This is a genomic window from Streptomyces sp. DSM 106670 (assembly GCF_055792845.1).
In genome coordinates this window covers 5,469,062-5,487,037 of the sequence record NZ_CM147704.1, presented here as the reverse complement: position 1 = coordinate 5,487,037, position 17,976 = coordinate 5,469,062, and the positions used below count along the sequence as shown (strand labels likewise).

At 73.1% G+C, this 17,976-nt stretch carries 10 protein-coding genes; 7 read left to right on the top strand and 3 right to left on the bottom strand.

Annotation, left to right across the window (positions count from 1 at the left end; all coding sequences use genetic code 11):
• Positions 1 to 86: 86 nt before the first annotated feature.
• Positions 87 to 1,118, top strand: coding sequence for a class II fructose-bisphosphatase (gene glpX / locus ACSMXR_RS24450; protein WP_137231935.1), 1,032 nt, complete (start codon positions 87 to 89; stop codon positions 1,116 to 1,118).
• A 152-nt stretch (positions 1,119 to 1,270) separates the two neighbouring features.
• Here the strand turns inward: glpX and ACSMXR_RS24445 are convergent, their stop codons facing one another.
• The gene (locus ACSMXR_RS24445) at positions 1,271 to 1,642 is read right to left on the bottom strand and encodes a WhiB family transcriptional regulator (RefSeq protein ID WP_096627193.1); all 372 of its coding nucleotides are present in this window, start codon (positions 1,640 to 1,642) and stop codon (positions 1,271 to 1,273) included.
• 185 nt (positions 1,643 to 1,827) lie between these two features.
• Positions 1,828 to 2,523, bottom strand: coding sequence for a DUF1707 SHOCT-like domain-containing protein (locus ACSMXR_RS24440; protein WP_137231936.1), 696 nt, complete (start codon positions 2,521 to 2,523; stop codon positions 1,828 to 1,830).
• Positions 2,524 to 2,717: 194 nt separating this feature from the next.
• On the opposite strand from ACSMXR_RS24440, the gene ACSMXR_RS24435 reads away from it, so the two are divergent.
• Positions 2,718 to 4,388 carry a fumarate hydratase gene (locus ACSMXR_RS24435; RefSeq protein WP_137231937.1) on the top strand — a complete coding sequence of 557 codons (1,671 nt, stop codon included), beginning with the start codon at positions 2,718 to 2,720 and terminating at the stop codon, positions 4,386 to 4,388.
• A gap of 65 nt (positions 4,389 to 4,453) precedes the next feature.
• On the opposite strand, the gene ACSMXR_RS24430 is transcribed toward ACSMXR_RS24435, so the two are convergent.
• Positions 4,454 to 5,455: a LuxR C-terminal-related transcriptional regulator gene (locus ACSMXR_RS24430; protein WP_218524909.1), complete on the bottom strand. Its 1,002-nt coding sequence runs from the start codon at positions 5,453 to 5,455 to the stop codon at positions 4,454 to 4,456.
• Positions 5,456 to 5,537: 82 nt separating this feature from the next.
• On the opposite strand from ACSMXR_RS24430, the gene ACSMXR_RS24425 reads away from it, so the two are divergent.
• Genes ACSMXR_RS24425 through ACSMXR_RS24405 form a run of 5 tightly spaced genes read left to right on the top strand, consistent with a single transcriptional unit; the run spans position 5,538 to position 17,958 of the window.
• Entirely contained in the window at positions 5,538 to 6,965 is a 1,428-nt protein-coding gene (locus tag ACSMXR_RS24425) for an MFS transporter (RefSeq protein WP_473172438.1), read from the top strand.
• A complete protein-coding gene (locus tag ACSMXR_RS24420; protein WP_473169915.1) occupies positions 6,910 to 10,200 on the top strand; it encodes a type I polyketide synthase in 3,291 nt (1,096 codons plus the stop codon). The genes ACSMXR_RS24425 and ACSMXR_RS24420 overlap by 56 nt, the downstream gene beginning before the upstream one ends.
• Entirely contained in the window at positions 10,197 to 15,878 is a 5,682-nt protein-coding gene (locus tag ACSMXR_RS24415) for a MupA/Atu3671 family FMN-dependent luciferase-like monooxygenase (protein WP_473169914.1), read from the top strand. Before ACSMXR_RS24420 ends, ACSMXR_RS24415 begins: the two co-directional genes overlap by 4 nt.
• Positions 15,875 to 17,176, top strand: a complete 1,302-nt coding sequence (locus tag ACSMXR_RS24410; protein ID WP_473169913.1) for a M18 family aminopeptidase — start codon at positions 15,875 to 15,877, stop codon at positions 17,174 to 17,176. Before ACSMXR_RS24415 ends, ACSMXR_RS24410 begins: the two co-directional genes overlap by 4 nt.
• 38 nt (positions 17,177 to 17,214) lie before the next feature.
• Positions 17,215 to 17,958: a thioesterase II family protein gene (locus ACSMXR_RS24405; RefSeq protein WP_473169912.1), complete on the top strand. Its 744-nt coding sequence runs from the start codon at positions 17,215 to 17,217 to the stop codon at positions 17,956 to 17,958.
• The last annotated feature ends 18 nt before the right edge of the window (positions 17,959 to 17,976 follow it).

Below are 17,976 nucleotides of genomic sequence, written 5' to 3'. Positions count from 1 at the left end.
GACCCGCTCTGCTCATTTTATCGACCTACCGATAGAGTCACAGCACCCTCATATCCGGTCGTCGCCGTACAGAAAGGTGCGCTCCGATGTCCGAGCATCATCTGCCGTCCCAACTGGAGGTCTCCCCGGAGGCCCCCGACCGCAACCTGGCCCTGGAGTTGGTCCGGGTCACCGAGGCCGCTGCCATGGCGGCCGGGCGCTGGGTGGGCCGCGGCGACAAGATCGGCGCCGACGGCGCCGCCGTGAAGGCCATGCGGACCCTCGTCTCGACCGTCTCGATGAACGGCGTCGTCGTCATCGGCGAGGGCGAGAAGGACGAAGCCCCCATGCTGTTCAACGGCGAGCGGGTCGGCGACGGCACCGGCGCCGAGGTCGACATCGCCGTCGACCCGATCGACGGCACCACGCTCAACGCCAAGGGCATGCCGAACGCCATCGCCGTGCTGGCGGCGGCCGACCGCGGCGCGATGTTCGACCCGTCGGCGGTCTTCTACATGGACAAGCTGGTCACGGGGCCCGAGGCGGCGGACTTCGTCGACATCAACGCCCCCGTGGCGGTGAACATCCGGCGGGTCGCGCGGGCGAAGAGCTGCACGCCCGAGGACGTCACCGTCGTCGTCCTCGACCGCCCCCGGCACGAGGGCATCGTCAAGGAGATCCGGGAGACCGGCGCGCGGATCAAGTTCATCTCGGACGGCGATGTCGCGGGCTCGATCATGGCCGCCCGCGAGGGCACCGGCGTCGACCTGCTGATGGGCATCGGCGGAACGCCCGAGGGCATCATCTCGGCCTGCGCCATAAAGTGCCTCGGCGGCGTCATCCAGGGCAAGCTCTGGCCCAAGGACGCGGCGGAGCGGCAGAAGGCCCTGGACGCGGGCCACGACCTGGACCGGGTGCTGTCGACCGATGATCTGGTCAGCGGCGACAACGTGTTCTTCGTGGCGACGGGGATCACCGACGGTGAGCTGATGCGCGGTGTGCGGTACCGCGCGGAGACGGCGACCACCGAGTCGATCGTGATGCGGTCCAAGTCCGGCACGATCCGGTCGATCTCCTCGACCCACCGGCTGTCGAAGCTGCGCGCCTACAGCGCCATCGACTTCGACCGCGCCAAGTAGCCGACGACCGCGCGAAGCAGCCGACGGCAGGGCGAAGTAGCCGGCGGCAGGGCGAAGTAGCCGGCGGCAGGGCGCACACCGGGCAGACAGGACGCACCGAGGGGGTGCGGGGAGCGCGTCGGCGCTCCCAGCACCCCCTCCGCGTAGCTGCTTCAGCCCGCCGCGGCTATGTGCTCGGCCGTCGTCGCGGCCGTGAGCTCGATGTCCCGCCGTCGTCGCCGGGCCAGCGCCACCCGGCGCTCCGCCGCGGTGAGCCCGCCCCACACCCCGTACGGCTCGGGCTGCATCAGGGCGTGCTCCCGGCACTCCACCATGACCGGACACCGGGCGCAGACCCGCTTGGCGGCCTCCTCGCGGGCCAGCCGGGCGGCGGTCGGCTCCTTCGACGGGGCGAAGAACAGGCCCGCCTCGTCACGGCGGCAGGCCGCCTCGGAATGCCAGGGGCCCGCATCGTCCTCCCGAGCGGGGGTCCGCTGGGCCGGAACGGCGGCGACCTGCAGAGGCTGATGCGGCGGTTGCAGCACGGTCTACTCCTGACGACGGCTACGGCTTCGCGAGCGAGAGACGATGCAGCACTCCCTACCCGCTGTGCGTACGCCTATGCGCTGAGTGGCACCGGCGCGCGACGCACCGCAATGCGCCCTCGCGGCATTCTGGCCGATTACCGGTTACCGGAGATCGTCAGTCCTGCTGTATATACGTGGCCGATTCAGTGGCCCAGGTGTTTACGCAGCCGCCGCTGGAGATCCGCGACGAACTTTCCGCGCTTCGGCTTCGCCTCCACGCTCCCGAACACCGCATACCCGTTCACCACGACGACCGGCGCTTCCGGGTCCGTCGATTCGAGCGACTTCACCTCGAAACCGCCGAACACACCGGTGCCGTTGCCGCGCAGGGAGATGTTCTCCGGTACGCGGACCTCGACGCTGCCGAAGATGGACGTCGCATTGATGACGGTGAAGCGTTGGCCGAAAAGCGCTTCCGTCAGATCGATCTCCACGCTGCCGAAGAGCGCGAAGGCGTTCGTCCGGCCGCCGACCCGCCAACGCCCCTTGCGCACAGAGCTGCTGAAGACCGCGACGAGATTGTCCGCGGGACCTTCCGGGGCCTCGGGGCCGTAGCTGTACGGGCGCGGGCCCTGGTTCTCGGCGGTGGAGCCGGAGGACACGGGCAGATCCCGGACCAGCGGCTGGAGTTCGCCGACGGTCTTGGCCCGGTAGACCAGGTCGATGCGCTCCGCGTGCTCGTCCGCCGTCAGACGGCCCTCGGCCATCGCTTCCCGCAGGATGTCCGCGGTCCGGTCGCGGTCGGCGTCGGAGGCGCGGATGCCGTCGCCGCCCAGGGCTTCGGCGGGCGGCGGGACGGCCGGCGCGACAGGCTGCTGGGGCTGCTTCTCTAGGTCCACCGGCCCAGCGTACCCAAACGCGATAGATCGCGACTACCCCTCCCACCGGCGTGCCCCGGCCCTCCGGCGGCGTCCGCGGCGGAACGTCCAGGTGAGCCTTACCTCACAGGATCCTCCGAAAGGGGGCGCTCTACCCTGGTGGATGCGCTGCCCGAGGGAGGTCAGCCGCCGTCGCCGAGTGAGGAATGGCCGTCATGGCAGAGTTTGCGTACTCCGATCTGCTCCCCCTGGGAGAGGACACCACGCCGTACCGTCTGGTGACCGCCGAGGGCGTCTCCACCTTCGAGGCCGACGGGCGTACGTTCCTCAAGGTCGACCCGGAGGCGCTGCGCACGCTGGCCGCCGAGGCGATGCACGACATCTCGCACTATCTGCGCCCGGCCCACCTGGCGCAGCTGCGGCGGATCGTCGACGACCCGGAGGCGTCCTCCAACGACAAATTCGTGGCGCTGGACCTCCTGAAGAACGCGAACATCGCCGCCGCGGGCGTGCTGCCGATGTGCCAGGACACCGGCACGGCGATCGTCATGGGCAAGCGCGGGCAGAACGTGCTGACCGAGGGCGGTGACGAGGAGGCCCTGTCGCACGGGATCTACGACGCGTACACCAAGCTCAACCTGCGCTACTCGCAGATGGCCCCGCTGACCATGTGGGACGAGAAGAACACCGGCTCCAACCTCCCGGCCCAGATCGAGCTGTACGCCACCGACGGCGGCGCGTACAAGTTCCTGTTCATGGCGAAGGGCGGTGGTTCGGCCAACAAGTCGTTCCTCTACCAGGAGACGAAGGCCGTCCTGAACGAGGCCTCCATGATGAAGTTCCTGGAGGAGAAGATCCGCTCGCTGGGGACCGCGGCCTGCCCGCCGTACCACCTGGCGATCGTGGTCGGCGGTACGTCGGCGGAGTTCGCGCTGAAGACCGCGAAGTACGCCTCAGCGCACTACCTCGACGAGCTGCCCGCCGAGGGCTCCCCCACCGGGCACGGCTTCCGGGACAAGGAGCTGGAGGAGAAGGTCTTCGAGCTGACGCAGAAGATCGGGATCGGCGCGCAGTTCGGCGGCAAGTACTTCTGCCACGACGTGCGCGTGGTGCGCCTCCCCCGGCACGGCGCCTCGCTGCCCGTCGCCATCGCCGTGTCCTGCTCGGCGGACCGCCAGGCCACCGCGAAGATCACCGCCGAGGGCGTCTTCCTGGAGCAGTTGGAGAAGGACCCGGCGCGCTTCCTCCCGGACACCACCGACGAGCACCTCGACGAGGCCGGCGGGGACGTCGTGGAGATCGACCTGAACCGGCCGATGGACGAGGTGCTGGCCGAGCTGACCAAGTACCCGGTCAAGACCCGGCTGTCGCTGACCGGCCCGCTGGTCGTGGCCCGTGACATCGCGCACGCCAAGATCAAGGAGCGGCTGGACGCGGGCGAGGAGATGCCGCAGTACCTGAAGGACCACCCGGTGTACTACGCGGGCCCGGCGAAGACGCCCGAGGGGTACGCCTCCGGCTCCTTCGGCCCGACGACGGCCGGCCGGATGGACTCCTACGTCGAGCAGTTCCAGGCGGCGGGCGGCTCCAAGGTGATGCTCGCCAAGGGCAACCGCAGCAAACAGGTCACCGACGCCTGCGGCTCCCACGGCGGCTTCTACCTCGGCTCGATCGGCGGCCCGGCGGCCCGGCTCGCGCAGGACTGCATCAAGAAGGTCGAGGTCGTCGAGTACGAGGAGCTCGGCATGGAGGCGGTCTGGCGGATCGAGGTCGAGGACTTCCCCGCGTTCATCGTCGTCGACGACAAGGGCAACGACTTCTTCACCGAGCCCGCCCCGGCGCCGACGTTCACCAGCATTCCGGTGCGGGGCCCGGGTCTGGCCTGACCCGTACGCGTACGACAGTGCGGCAGAGGGGGCTTGCCCGTCCGGGCAGGCCCCTTCGGCGTCTCTCAGTCGTCCAGCAGGCCCGAAGTCGCGACCAGATAGCCCAGCTGCGCCCGGCTGTTGCTGCCCAGCTGCTCGGAGACCTTGCGCATGTGCTCGGCGACGCTGCGGCGGCTCATGCCGATCCGGCGGGCGATGGAGGCGTCCGTCTCGCCGTTGACGACGGCCTGGAGGATGGCGCGCTGGAGGTCGGAGGTGACGACGGGGGTGCGCAGCGGGGCGCGTTCGGGGCGGACCGGGACCGCGCGGGACCACGCCTCGTCGAAGTGGCGGACCAGGAAGCGGACCAGGGACGGGTGCTGGACGCGCAGGGCGCTGTGGGGTTCGTCGGAGAACGGGATGAAGGCGAGGTCCCGGTCGAAGACGATGAACCGGTCCATGACCTCGGGCAGCGTCCTGATCTCGGCGCCCTCGGCGGTCACCTGCTCGATGTACGCGAGCGTGGTGCGGTCCGAGCGGACGGTGTGCTGGTAGAGGGTGCGCTGCCGGATGCCGCGGCGCAGGTTGCCCAGGTCGCGCGGGAGCGACTCCTGGAGGATGTGGGCCGGGCGGCCGCCGCCGGGGTGGGCGGTGCGGACCTCGGTGCGGCAGCCGCTGACCCCGGCGTCCAGGGCCTTGCTGATGACGGCCTGGCCGGAGAGCCGGGTGAGGGCGGGACGTTCCTGCCGGTGCATCTCGGCGTAGAGGCCCTCGAAGGCGGCGAGGGTGGCGCGGGCGGAGCGCAGGGTGCGGCGCTGCTCGACGATCGCCTCCTCGATCGGGGCGAGGGCGGCGAACGAGGCGGTCTCCGGCGGTACGGGGATGAGGTCGCCGGGCGACTCCTGGTCGGCCACCATCAGATGCAGGGAGCGCAGGCAGCGGGGCGCGGCTCCGGCCGGGAGGCTGCCCTCCGTCAGCGCACGGCGATAGGCCGCGAGCGCCGCCTCGCAGGGTTGTTCCGGTATCGACCGGTCCGAGGGTGATTTACGGCAATCACATACCGGTGAGGGGGAATGATCGTCCTTCACAAGGATGCAGATTACCTTTGTGCAATCGGCGGCACTCCGCCCGGCGCCCGCGCTCGACGAGTATGTGCGGGTGACATCAGGAATCGACGAAGCGGACGGGCCGAAGGCGAACGGGGCGGGCGGCGGCGGGGGGAAGGACCGCGACACCGCGGTCTCCGAGCGCCGTTTTCGATTCCTCGTCGCCGGATACGCGGTGTCTTCCTACGGCACATTCCTGAATATGGTGGCGCTCAATCTCTTCGTCTACGAGACGACGGGCCGGGCCCTGGCCATGGGGCTGTTCATGGCGGTGCGGCTCGCCTCCGGATTCGTCGCCGGTCTGGCCGTGGGCGGTCTGCTCGCCCGGTTCAGCGCGAAAAGCATCATGCTGTGGGCGAATGTCGGACAGGGCTCCGTGATGCTGGTGCTCATCCTGGCGCCGGAGAGTCTGGTGACCGGGGCGCTGATGGCCGTCTCGGTGGTGATCGGGGCGTGCGGGACGCTGTTCATGGTGGCGTTGCGCAGTTCGATCCCGGAGATGGTCGGCGAGGACCGCAGGGCCTGGGCCAACTCCCTGTCGATCACCGGTCGTTCGCTGGCCATGGTGGCGGGGTTCGCCTCGGCGGGCGTGGTGGTGTCGCTCGTGGGGTACACCGCCGCCTTCCTGCTCGACATGGCGACGTTCGTGGTCTGCGCGGTCACGGTCGCCCTGCTGCCGATCGCGGGCGGCAAGGGGTCGGCGAGCGCGGTCGGGGCGCCCGGCACCGAGAAGGCCGGGAAGGCCGGGAAGGCCGGGAAGAGCGAGCAGGCGGAGAAGAGCGAGAAGGGCGGCCCGCGGTGGCGGCCCGTGGCTTTCCTCGCGCTCGCCGCCGCGCCCGGCCTGGGCCTGATGGTCGCCCTGCGCGGGGTCGACGCGTTCGGCTCCTCGTCCCACAACGCGGCGCTGCCGATCTACTCCACCTCGCTGGACGCGTCGAATCCTGCGGTGTTCGTCAGTGCGTTCTGGTGTGTGTGGGCGCTCGGCAACATCGGCGCCCAGCAGGTGATCCAGCGGTACGCGCAGCGCACCGGACGCTCCGTGGGGGCGCTCGGATTCGGCTACGGCACGGTGGTGATGTCGGCGGCGTTCATCGCGGCGTTCGCCGGGTTCCCGCTGGCGGTCACGGCGGTGATCGCGCTGATCGCGGGGGCCGCGGACGGTCTCACCGAGGTCGCGTACACCTCGCATCTCCAAACACTTCCGGCCACGTTGCGCGGTCACGCCTTCGGTCTTTCGGCCACTTTCGAGAACCTCGGTTTCGGCGTCGGCATGATCCTGGTGGCGGCGGCCCTCGACCGGTTCTCCCCGCTGGCCGTGGTGGGCTGGTCCCACGGCGCCGCCATCGTCGTCGCCGTGGTGTTCCTGCTGAGGGTGGCAGGACTGCGGCGGCGGGCGGAGCGTACGGGGCGGGCGGGGCTGCGAAAGGAAGAAGCCGTTGAGGGACGACCGGATCGCGGTGATCGGGACGGCGCTGAGGTTTCCCGGGGCTGACACCCCCGAGGAGTACTGGCGCGACATCCGGACGGGGACCGAGCGCGTACACCGGTTCACCCGGGCCGAGTTCGCCGCGGCCGGCATCCCGGCGGCGGAGTACGAGCGGCCGGGGTTCGGCGGGGCGAGCGGGCTGCTGACCGGGGTGGACGGCTTCGACGCCGGGTTCTTCGGGATGAGCGGGCGCGAGGCGGAGCTCACCGATCCGCAGCAGCGGCTGTTCCTGGAGTGCTGCTTCCACGCCCTGGAGGACGGGGGTTACGCGGGAGGCGAGAAGGCCCGCGCGGGTGGCGGGGACCGTTACGCGGGCGGCGGGGACGGCGGCTCCGTACGGATCGGGGTGTACGGCAGCTCCGGCTACCGCCTGTACTCGCTGCACAGTTATCTGGCGGCGAACCTGGCGGCGGAGGCCGGCTCGGGCGACTGGATGACCGCCAAGCAGGTCCAGGTCGGCAACTACCCCGATTTCACCGCCACCCGGGCCGCCTTCCGGCTCGGTCTGACGGGTCCGGCGCTCACCGTGTCGACGGCCTGTTCCAGCGCCCTGGTCTCGGTCCACCTGGCCTGCCAGGCGCTGCGCGCCGGGGACGCGGACCTGATGCTGGTGGGCTCCGCCGCCCTGCATCTGCCGCAGGTCAGCGGCCATGTCCCGGTGAAGGGCTCCACGCTCTCGCCCACCGGCACGGTCCGGGCGTTCGACGCGGGCGCGGACGGCACGGTCGGCGGGAACGGGGCGGCCGCCGTCCTCCTGAAGCCGCTGGAGCGGGCGCTGGCGGACGGCGACACCGTGCACGCGGTGATCCTGGGCTCGGCGGTCACCAACGACGGCGCGGACAAAGGGGGGTTCGCCGCGCCCGGGGTCGCCGGGCAGCGGGACGCGGTGCTCGGGGCGCTGCGCGCGGCGGACGTGGACGCGGCGTCGATCGGCTATGTGGAGGCGCACGGCACAGGCACGCTGAAGGGCGACCCGATCGAGTTCGCCGCGCTGACCGAGGCGTTCCGCGCGCACACCGACCGGACCGGCTTCTGCGCCCTCGGCTCGACCAAGCCCGCCATCGGCCATCTGGACAGCGCGGCCGGACTCGCCGGACTGATCAAGGCGGTGGAGGTGCTGCGGCACGGGGTGGTCCCGCCGCTGGTGAACCACTCCCGGCCCAACCCGGCGCTGGCGCTGGACGACAGCCCATTCCTGCTGCCGGTACGGGAGCGGGCCTGGCCGCTGGCGGGAGTGCGGCGAGCCGGTGTGCACTCCATCGGCATGGGCGGTACGAACGCCCATGTGATCCTGGAACAGGCGCCGGAGGCCGAGCCCGTGTCCGCCGCGCCGACGGCGGCTCCCGTGCCCGTGCCCGCGCTGCTGCCGCTCTCGGCCGCGGACGGGGACGCGCTGCGGGCGTACGCCGTCGCCCTGCGGGACCACCTGGCGGGCGGGGCCCGCCCCTCCCCCGCCGATCTGCTGACCACGGCCGCGCTCGGGCGGCGGCTGCTGCCGCACCGGCTGGTCGTCACGGCCGAGGACCCGGTGGCCGGGCTCGACGCGTTTCTGACCGGGGCGCCGGCGGGCGAGGCGTACACGACGGGTGTCGCCGGTTCCGTACGGCGGCCGGTGTTCCTGTTCAGCGGCCAGGGCGGCGGACGCCCGGGCATGGGCGCGGAACTCGCCGCGCGTTTCCCGGTGGTGGCCGAGGTGCTGGAGAGCTGCGCCCGGGTGTACGCGGAGGAGACCGGGCGGGACGACTTCCTGGACCGGATCGTCGGCGGGCAGGGGCCCGAGCGGTGGGACACCGCCTTCGCGCAGCCCGCCCTGTTCGCCCTCCAGATCGCCCAGGCCCGGATGTGGGAACGGCTCGGGATCACCGCGGCCCGGGTGGCCGGGCACAGCGTCGGCGCGTACGCGGCGCTGTGCGTGGCCGGGGCGCTGGACACCGAGGACGCGATGCGGCTGGTGTGCGGGCGCGGGCGGCTGATGCAGGAGCGGTCGGCCCCGGGCGCGATGGTCTCCGCCTTCGTCCCCCGGAGCCGGGTGCGGGAGCTGCTGGCCGCCGTCCCCGGTCTTGAGCTCGCCGTGGTCAACGGCGCGGGCCACCATGTGCTGGGCGGCCCTCCGGGAGCGGTGGAAGCGGCGAAGGTCCTGCTGGCGGCCCGGGCTGAGGCGTACGAGGTGCTGGCGGTGGACCGGGCGTTCCACACGGCGCTGCTCGACCCGGCGCTGGAGGAGTTCCGGGTGCTGGCCGACAAGGCGGAACTCCGGCCGCTGCACACGGAGTTCGTCGACGGTATCGACGGCACGGTCCGCCCCGCCGGGTGGCGGCCGGATGCCGCGTACCTGGTCGCGCAGGCCCGCCGCACGGCCGACTTCGCCGCCGTCCTGGACCGGCTGGCCGGACCGCCGTCGGACGAACCCCCGTCGGACGGATCCTCCTCGCCTGGAGCCGCGCCGCTGCTGGAGCTGGGCCCGTCCGCCGTGCTGACGGGGATGGTCCGCCGGTCGCTGCCGGACGCGGTCTGCGTACCGACACGGCAGTGGGAGCGGGCGGTGGCCGCACTGCACTGCGCCGGGGCCGGGGTGGACTGGGCCGCGCTGCTCGACGGCTGCGGCGGCCGGCGCGTCCGGCTGCCCACGTACCCCTTCCGACGCCGCTCCCACTGGAGGGGCCCGGCCCCGTACACACCCCCGGCGCCCGCCGCGCCACGCACACCTCGCACCACACCTCGTACACCGCACACGGAGGACCGCATGACCGAACAGGCCGTACTGGACAGGGTGCTGGAGCTGACCGCGCGCCATCTCGGGCACCGGCCCGACGAGGTGGCCGCCGACCGCACCTTCGTCGGCCTCGGCGCGGACTCGCTCCAGCTCATCGGGATGGTGCGGCAGTTGGAGGCCGAGTTCGGCACGGAGATCAGCATGCGGGAGATCCTGGAGGAGGCGGGCACGCCCCGGCTGACGGCCGAGCTGATAGCCGGGCGGAGGGCTCCCGCGATATCCGCGTCCGCGGAGCCGGTGCCTGCCGCAGACATACCGACGCCCGCGCCTGTGCCGGTGCCTGTCACCCAGGTGCAAGCGCCCGCCTCCGAGCCCGCGCCCGAGGAGCCCGTGTACGCCACCCGGGCCGAGGTCGCCGCGCTCTCCGAGCAGATACGTCAACTGGCCCTGACCCAGGCCGCGATGCTCACCCAGCTCTCCGAGGCCGTCGCGCTGCTGACCGCCCGCACCGGGACGGAGACACGATGAGCGCGACGAGCGCGACCATGCGTGCGTCCGCCGACGCCGTGGCCAGAGCGGCGGAGCTGTCCCGCAGGCTCACCGACCAGCTCGCGGCGGCCCGGGGCCGGGCCCCGGCGGAAGAGCCCGAACCGGCCGTCGCCGCCGAGACCGCGCACGGCCCCCGGCTTGTCGTCGACGCGGCGGGCGGAATGGCCGGGGCGGGGGCCGACGCGGCGCAGCGGGCCCACACCGCCTCCCTGATCCGCCGGTTCACCGAGCGCACCCGCACCTCCAAGGAGCTGGCCCAGAAGCACCGTTCGGTGCTGGCCGACAGCCGGGCCGTCGTGGGGTTCCGGGACGCCACCAAGGAGATGCTGTACCCGGTCGCGGCCCGCTCCGCGCACGGCTCCCGACTGGTCGACGTGGACGGCAACCCGTACACCGACATCACCATGGGCTTCGGCGCGCTGCTCCTCGGCCATGAGGCGGAGCCCGTCACCGAGGCCGTGCGCCGCCATCTCGCCGACGGGCTGCGCTTCGGCCCCCGGTCCCCCGACACCGGCGAGGCGGCGGCCCTGCTCGCCTCGCTGACCGGCATGGAACGGGTCGCCTTCGCCTCGTCCGGTACGGAGGCGAACTCGGCGGCGATCCGGCTGGCGCGGGCCGCGACCGGGCGCGACAAGGTCGTCATGTTCCGGGGCTCGTACCACGGGCACATCGACTCCGTCCTCGGCCGCCCCGGCGGTCCCGGGCAGCACGCCGTGCCCGTGTCCCGGGGCATCCCGGACAGCGCGGTGGCGGAGCTGATCGTGCTGGAGTACGGGAGCGCGGAGGCCCTGGAGACGATCAACGCCCTCGGGGACACGATCGCCGCCGTGCTCGTCGAGCCCGTGCAGTGCCGCAACCCGGGCCTGCGGCCGGTGGAGTTCGTGCGTTCGCTGCGTGAACTCACCGCCCGCCGGGGCATCGTGCTGCTCTTCGACGAGATGCTGACCGGGCTCCGCCCCCATCAGCGGGGCGCCCAGGAGCACTTCGGCGTGGTGCCGGACCTCGCCACGTACGGCAAGGCGCTCGGCTCGGGCTTCCCGATCGGCGCGGTGGCGGGGCGGGCGGATCTGCTCGACGGGGTGGACGGCGGGTTCTGGCGGTACGGGGAGCCGGGCGGGCCCTCGCGCGAGACCACGTTCATCGGCGGCACGTACATGCAGCATCCACTGTCGATGGCGGCGGCCCGCGCGGTCCTCACCCACCTCACCGAGCAGGGGCCCGGGCTCCAGAGCGGACTGAACGCCCGCACGCAGGCTCTCGCGGACCGGCTCAACGCCTTCTTCCGCGACGAGGAATTCCCGCTGGAACTCACCCACTTCGGGTCGATGTTCCGCTTCAAGCACCGCGCCGACCTGGAGTTGCTCTACCACCACCTCCAACTGCGCGGTGTGTACGTATGGGAGTGGCGCAGCTTCTATCTCTCCACCGCCCATACGGAGGAGGACGTGAACCGGGTCGCGGAGGCGGTGGAGGGCTCGCTGCGGGAGCTGCGCGACGGCGGGTTCTTCCCCCGGTCCGCCCGCCCCACGGCCGTACAGCGGCCCGAAGTGCCGCGCCCCGCACCCGACTTCGGCCTCTACTTCTTCGGTGACTACCCGGAGACCGCCGAGGCCGACGGGAGCGGCGCCCCGGAGGCGTACGACACCCTCTTCGAGACCGCGCGCTTCGCCGACGAGCACGGCTTCTCCTCGCTCTGGCTGCCCGAGCGGCACTTCGACTCCTTCGGCGGGATCTTCCCGAACCCGTCCGTGCTCGCCGCCGCCGTGGCCCGGGAGACCGGACGCGTCCGGATCAACGCGGGCTCGGTCGTCCTCCCGCTGCACGATCCGGTGCGGGTCGCCGAGGAGTGGTCGGTGGTCGACAACCTCTCCGGCGGCCGGGTCGGCATCGGCTGCGCCACCGGCTGGCACGCCCGGGACTTCGCCCTGCACCCGGACCGGTTCGCGGACCGGCGGCGGATCGCCTTCGACCACCTCGACGAGGTGCGCCGGCTGTGGCGCGGGGAGGCGGTGCGGCGGCGCACGGGCGAGGGCGCGGAGGCGGAGATCCGGATCCGCCCGCGTCCGGTGCAGGAGGAGCCGCCGTTCTTCCTGGCCACCTCCGGGCAGCGCGCGTCGTACGAGGACGCGGCCCGGCGCGGCCTCGGCGTCGTCACCAACCTCATGAGCCAGAGCGTGGACGAACTGGCCGCGAACATCGCGCACTACCGGCGTACGCGGGCGGCGTGCGGGCTCGACCCGGCGGCCGGGCGGGTGACGGTGCTGGTGCACACGTATCTCGGCGACGACCACGCCACCGCGCGGGCCGAGGCGCTGGAGCCGATGGTGCGCTATCTGCGGTCCTCGCTGCTGATGCGTTCGGCGGCCACGGCGGCGGGGCAGCGGCGCGAGGACGTGGCGGCGGCGAGCGAGGAGGACCTGGACTATCTGTTCCGCCGGGCCTACGACCGCTACTGCGACCAGCGGGCCCTGATCGGTACGCCCGAGAGCGTCGCGCCGTTCGTCGACGCGCTGCACGGGGCGGGCGTGGACGAGATCGCCGCGCTGGTCGACTTCGGGATGGACCGCGAGCGGCTGCGGTCGGGGCTGGAACACCTGGACCTGCTGCGCCGCCGGACGCAGGAGCGGGACGCGCCGGGGCCTGAGGCCCGGGAGCGGGACGCGCGGGGGCCTGAGGCCCGGGACACCGTCGCGCCCGCCACCTCGGCGCAGCGGCGGCTGTGGCTGGCCGCGCAGTTGATGGCCAACCCGGCGGCGTACAACGAGACCCAGGCCGTACGGCTGCGCGGGCCGCTGGACGTGCCGGCGCTGCGGGCGGCGGTCGACGGGCTGGTGGAGCGGCACGCGGGGCTCCGGACGGTGTTCCGGGGCGAGGCGGAGGCAGGCGTCGTCCAGGTCGTCCGGGAAGGGCTCCGGATCCCGCTGACGGTCACCGACGCCGGCGGGCAGGACGCCGGGCGGGCGATCGGGGCGCTGCTCTCCGAGGAGAGCGGCCGGGCCTACGACCTGGCCGAGGGGCCGCTGTTCACCCCCCGGCTGCTCCGGCTGGCCGAGGACGACCATGTCCTGGTCCTGGGCATGCACCACATCATCACGGACGCGCACTCGGCGGCGCTGGTCGCCGGTGACCTCCGGGAGCTGTACACGGCGGCCCGCGCCGGACGCCCGCCGGTCTTCGAGCGGCCCGCCGGGACGACCGTCGGGGCCCCCGAGCCCGCGTACGACCCGGCCGACCTGACCTGGTGGCGCGAGCTGCTGGCCGAGGGCCCGCCGGTGCCGGCCCTGCCGACGGACCGGCCGCGCGGCCGCCGGGTGGCGGGGCGCGGCGGGGCGGTGGCCCGGACGGTGGGCCGGGAGCGGACGGAGAGGCTGCGGGAGTGGAGCGGCGAGCAGGGGGTGACCCTGTTCGCCACGCTGTGCACGGCCTGGCAGCTGGTGCTGCGGCGGCGGTCGGGGCAGGACGCGTTTCTGCTGGGCACGACGTTCGGGCGGCGGCGGCCGGAGACGGCTGACGCGGTCGGCTTCCATGTGGCGCTGCTGCCGTTGCCGCTGGCCGCCACGGACGCGACCTCGCCGGCGGAGGCCGTACGGAACACCGGCCGGGCGCTGTTCGCGGCGGACGAGCACAGCGGGGTGGACCTGGACGCGCTGCTGGCCGCCGTCCGTCCGGACCCGGGGAATCCGCGGCCGCTGGTGACGGTTTCGGTCGATCTGGACCGCGCGGCGCTGGCCGGAATCGAACTGCCCGGGCTGCGTACGGAGGAGGTGGCGGCCGGAACGGAGTCGGCGCCGCTGGAGCTGGCGCTGATGGCCACCCAGCGCCGTGACGGGAGCCTGCGGCTGCGGCTGCGCCACGACGCGGACCTGTTCGACGCGGCGACGGCGGAGGGGTATCTCGCGGAGCTGGACGAGCAGTTGGACGCGCTGACGGACCCGCGGGCGGACGTGCGGGCGGACGTGCCGGTGGACCCGGGCACGGAGCAGCAGGTCGCGGCGGCTCCGGGCACAGAGCAGCAGGCCGGGGCCACCACCGCCGCCCTCCTCCGTGAGGTCTGGGAGTCCGTCCTCGATGTGCGCGACGCTCCGGCCGACGGCAACTTCTTCGACCTGGGCGGCAATTCGATCGCCGCGATCCGCCTCGTGAACCGGGTCCGGGACACGCTCGGCGTCGACTACCCGCTGGCGGACTTCTTCGCCGACGCCACCTTGCGGGCCATGACCGAGCAGCTGGCGGGCGAGGATCCCCCGGCGGCGGAAGCGGCCGTCGTCGTCGACCGCGCCCCCGTCAGCGACCAGCAGGCCCGGATGATCGCCGGGCACCACATGATGCCCGACCCCGCCGTGTGGAACGTACCGACGCGGATCACGTTCACCGGGGCGCTGGATCCGGCGGCCCTGCGGTCCGCCGTCTCCGAGGTGATCGCCCGGCACGACGCGCTGCGGACCCGGTTCACGCAGGAGGGGGCGCCGGACGGGCCGTGGTGGCAGGAGGTGCTGGCGGCGGAGCCGGTGGCCCTGCCGGTGGAGGACCTGACCGGGCTGCCGGCCGCCGAGCGGCGCCCCCGGGCGGACGCCCTGTGCCGGGCGGACGCGGCGGCCCCCTTCGACCTGGACCGGTCGCTGCGACCCCGGCTGCGGCTGCTGCGGGTCGAGGAGGACCGCTGGGAGCTGATGTTCGTCCTGCACCATGTGTGCGCCGACGGCTGGTCGCTGTCCGTACTGCTCGCGGAGATCGCGGCACTGTACACCGCGGCCGCCGCGGGCGTCCCGCACGGTCTGCCCGATCCGGCGATGCAGGCGCCCGGATACGCCCGGTGGCAGCGGGAGCACCACGATCCCGGGGCCGAGGCGGAGCGGGCCGCGTTCTGCGCGCGCTATCTGGACGGGGTGCCGGCCGCCGTGCCCGTACCGACGGACCGGCCGCGTCCGCAGAAGCTGAGCGGGCACGGGGACACGGTGCGCGGGGTCGCGTCGGGTGCGGTGCGCAAGGCGGTGGAGGAGCTGGCGGCCGAGCGGCGCACCACTCCGTTCGCGGTCGCGGCGGCGGCTCTCGGGGTGTTCCTGACCCGGCTGTCGGGTGAGGAGGACACCTTGCTGAGCGTGCCGTACGCGAACCGGGAGGGCACCGCGTCGGAGTCGCTCGTGGCGATGACGTCCACCGCGGTGATGGTCCGCGTACGACTGGATTCAGCCAATCTTGACGAGAGTTGTGCGGAGCTTGCGGTCCGTACGGGCACGGGTGCGCTCGGCGCCATGGCGCATGTGCTGCCCACCGCCCGCATCATGCAGGCGATGCGGGACGCGGGCGCTGTCAGCGTCCCCGACCGGGTGCCGCACGTCCTGGCGTTCCAGAACTCCGTCGACACGGACATCGAGATACCCGGGCTCCGGGTGGAGGTGGCCGATCTGGCACCGCCGCTTTCCCGCAGCGAGCTGTGCTTCGGGCTTGCGCCGCGACGTGACGCCGCGAAGGGTTATCGAACGTTCCTGGAATTCTCCACCGACCTGTGGGACCACGCGACCGCCCACGCCCTTCTCGCGTCGTACACCGATCTGCTCGCGGAGTTCTGCGCCCGGCCCGACCGGCCGGTGCGGGAGCTCCTCGCGGAGCCCCCCTCTCAGTCACTGCCGAACACCGGAAAGGCGGACGCCGTATGACTCCGGCCCCCCACCGCAGCCACACCGACGACCTGCTCGCCTTCATCGCCGCCAGCCCCTCCCCCTACCATGTGGTGGCCAGTGCGGCCCAGCGTCTGGAGAAGGCCGGGTTCCGCGAACTGCGCGGCACGGACGACTGGACGGGTGCGACCGGCGGCTGCTTCGTCAGCCGTGCCGGGGCGCTGATCGCCTGGTACGTCCCCGAGGGCGCGCCCGCCCACACTCCGTTCCGGATCGTCGGCACCCACACCGACTCGCCGAACCTGCGGATCAAACCCGCACCGGACACCGGGACTTCGGGCTGGCGGCAGATCGGGGTGGAGATCTACGGCGGGGTTCCGCTGAACACCTGGCTCGACCGCGATCTGGGCATCTCCGGCCGGCTCGCCCTGCGCGGCCCCGGCGGCACCCCGCGCGGCCGCCTCGTCCAGATCGACGAACCCCTGCTGCGGGTACCGCAGTTGGCGATCCATCTGGACCGTGCGGTGAACGAGGGCGTGGCGCTGGACCGGCAGCGGCACATCGCCCCGATCTGGGCGCTGGGCGACCCGCGGGAGGGCGAGCTGCTGCGCCGGGTCGCGGCGGCCGCCGGGGAGGACCCGGCGGATGTGCTCGGCTGGGACCTGATGCTGCACGACATCCAGCCGCCCGGATACCTGGGCGTGGACCGGGAGTTCGTGGTCGCCTCCCGGCTGGACAACCAGGTCTCCGTGCACGCGGGGGTGACCGCGCTGGTGGACGCGGCGACAGGGGCCACGCAGCCGTCCTTCGTCCCGGTGCTGGCCGCCTTCGACCACGAGGAGGTCGGCAGCGGTTCCGAGACGGGTGCGCAGAGCCCGCTGCTGGAGCGGATCCTGTCGCGGTCGGTGTCGGCGCGCGGCGGCAGCGACGAGGACTGGTCGCGGGCGCTGGCGGGCGCGTTCTGCGTCTCCGCCGACATGGCGCACGCGGTGCACCCCAACTACTCCGAGCGGCACGACCCCGACCACCGCCCGCTGCCCAACGACGGCCCGACGGTCAAGGTCAACGTCAACCAGCGGTACGCCACCGACTCCACCGGCATCGCGATGTTCACGGCGGCCGCCGAGCGGGCCGGGGCGCCCTGGCAGCCGTTCGTCTCCAACAACGCGATGCCCTGCGGTACGTCGATCGGCCCGCTCACGGCCGCCCGCCTCGGCGTCACCACGGTGGACGTCGGGGTGCCGGGGCTTTCCATGCACTCGGCGCGCGAGCTGTGCGGGGTGCGCGACCCGGGCTATCTCGCCGCCGTCCTCACCACGATCATGGTCGGGGACTGACCGAACTCCGGTAGCAGAGAAAGAGAACAGGAACGACCGTGGCCGACGAAGAGACCGTCCTCATCTGCCTGCCCTTCGCCGGGGCGGGCCCCTCCTTCTTCACGCCCTGGCAGAAAGTGGCGCCGGAGGGTCTGCGGATCCTCCCGGTGTCCCTGCCGGGCCGCGAGAAGCGGTTCCCCGAGCCGGCGTACACCGCGGCGGCCCCGGCCGTCGACGACGCGTACGCGCAGGTGACGGCGGCGCTGGGTGCGGAGGGCGGGGGCGGCGGCCCGGTCGTGCTGTTCGGGCACAGCATGGGTGCGGTGCTCGCGTACGAACTGGCGCACCGGATCGAGCAGTCGGGCGGGGCCGGCGGGGCGATCCCGCTGGCCGCGCTCGTCGTCAGCGGCGCGCCCGGCCCCTGGACGCCGCGCACGGACCGGGCGGACGGGCTGCCGGACGAGGAGTTCGCCGCCCGGGTCCGGGCGTTCGCCGGGTACGACCACCCGGCGCTGGCGGACCCGGAGATGCGGGAGCTGCTGCTGCCGACGCTCCGGGCGGACGTCCGGCTCCACGAGTCGTACACCCCGTCCACGGACCGGCCGCTGAGCGTGCCGGTGATCTCGGTCCGGGGGCGGGAGGACACCCTGGTCGGGGCGGCGGGGGCGGCCGAGTGGGGCCGGGCGACGACGAAGAAGCTGACGGTGGCCGAGCCGGCCGGCGGGCACATGTATCTCACCGAGCGGCCGGGCGAGCTGCTGGAACTGGTGGCCGCCGAGGTCCGCGCGGCGAGAAGCCGGTGACGGGCGGAGGCGCAGGGC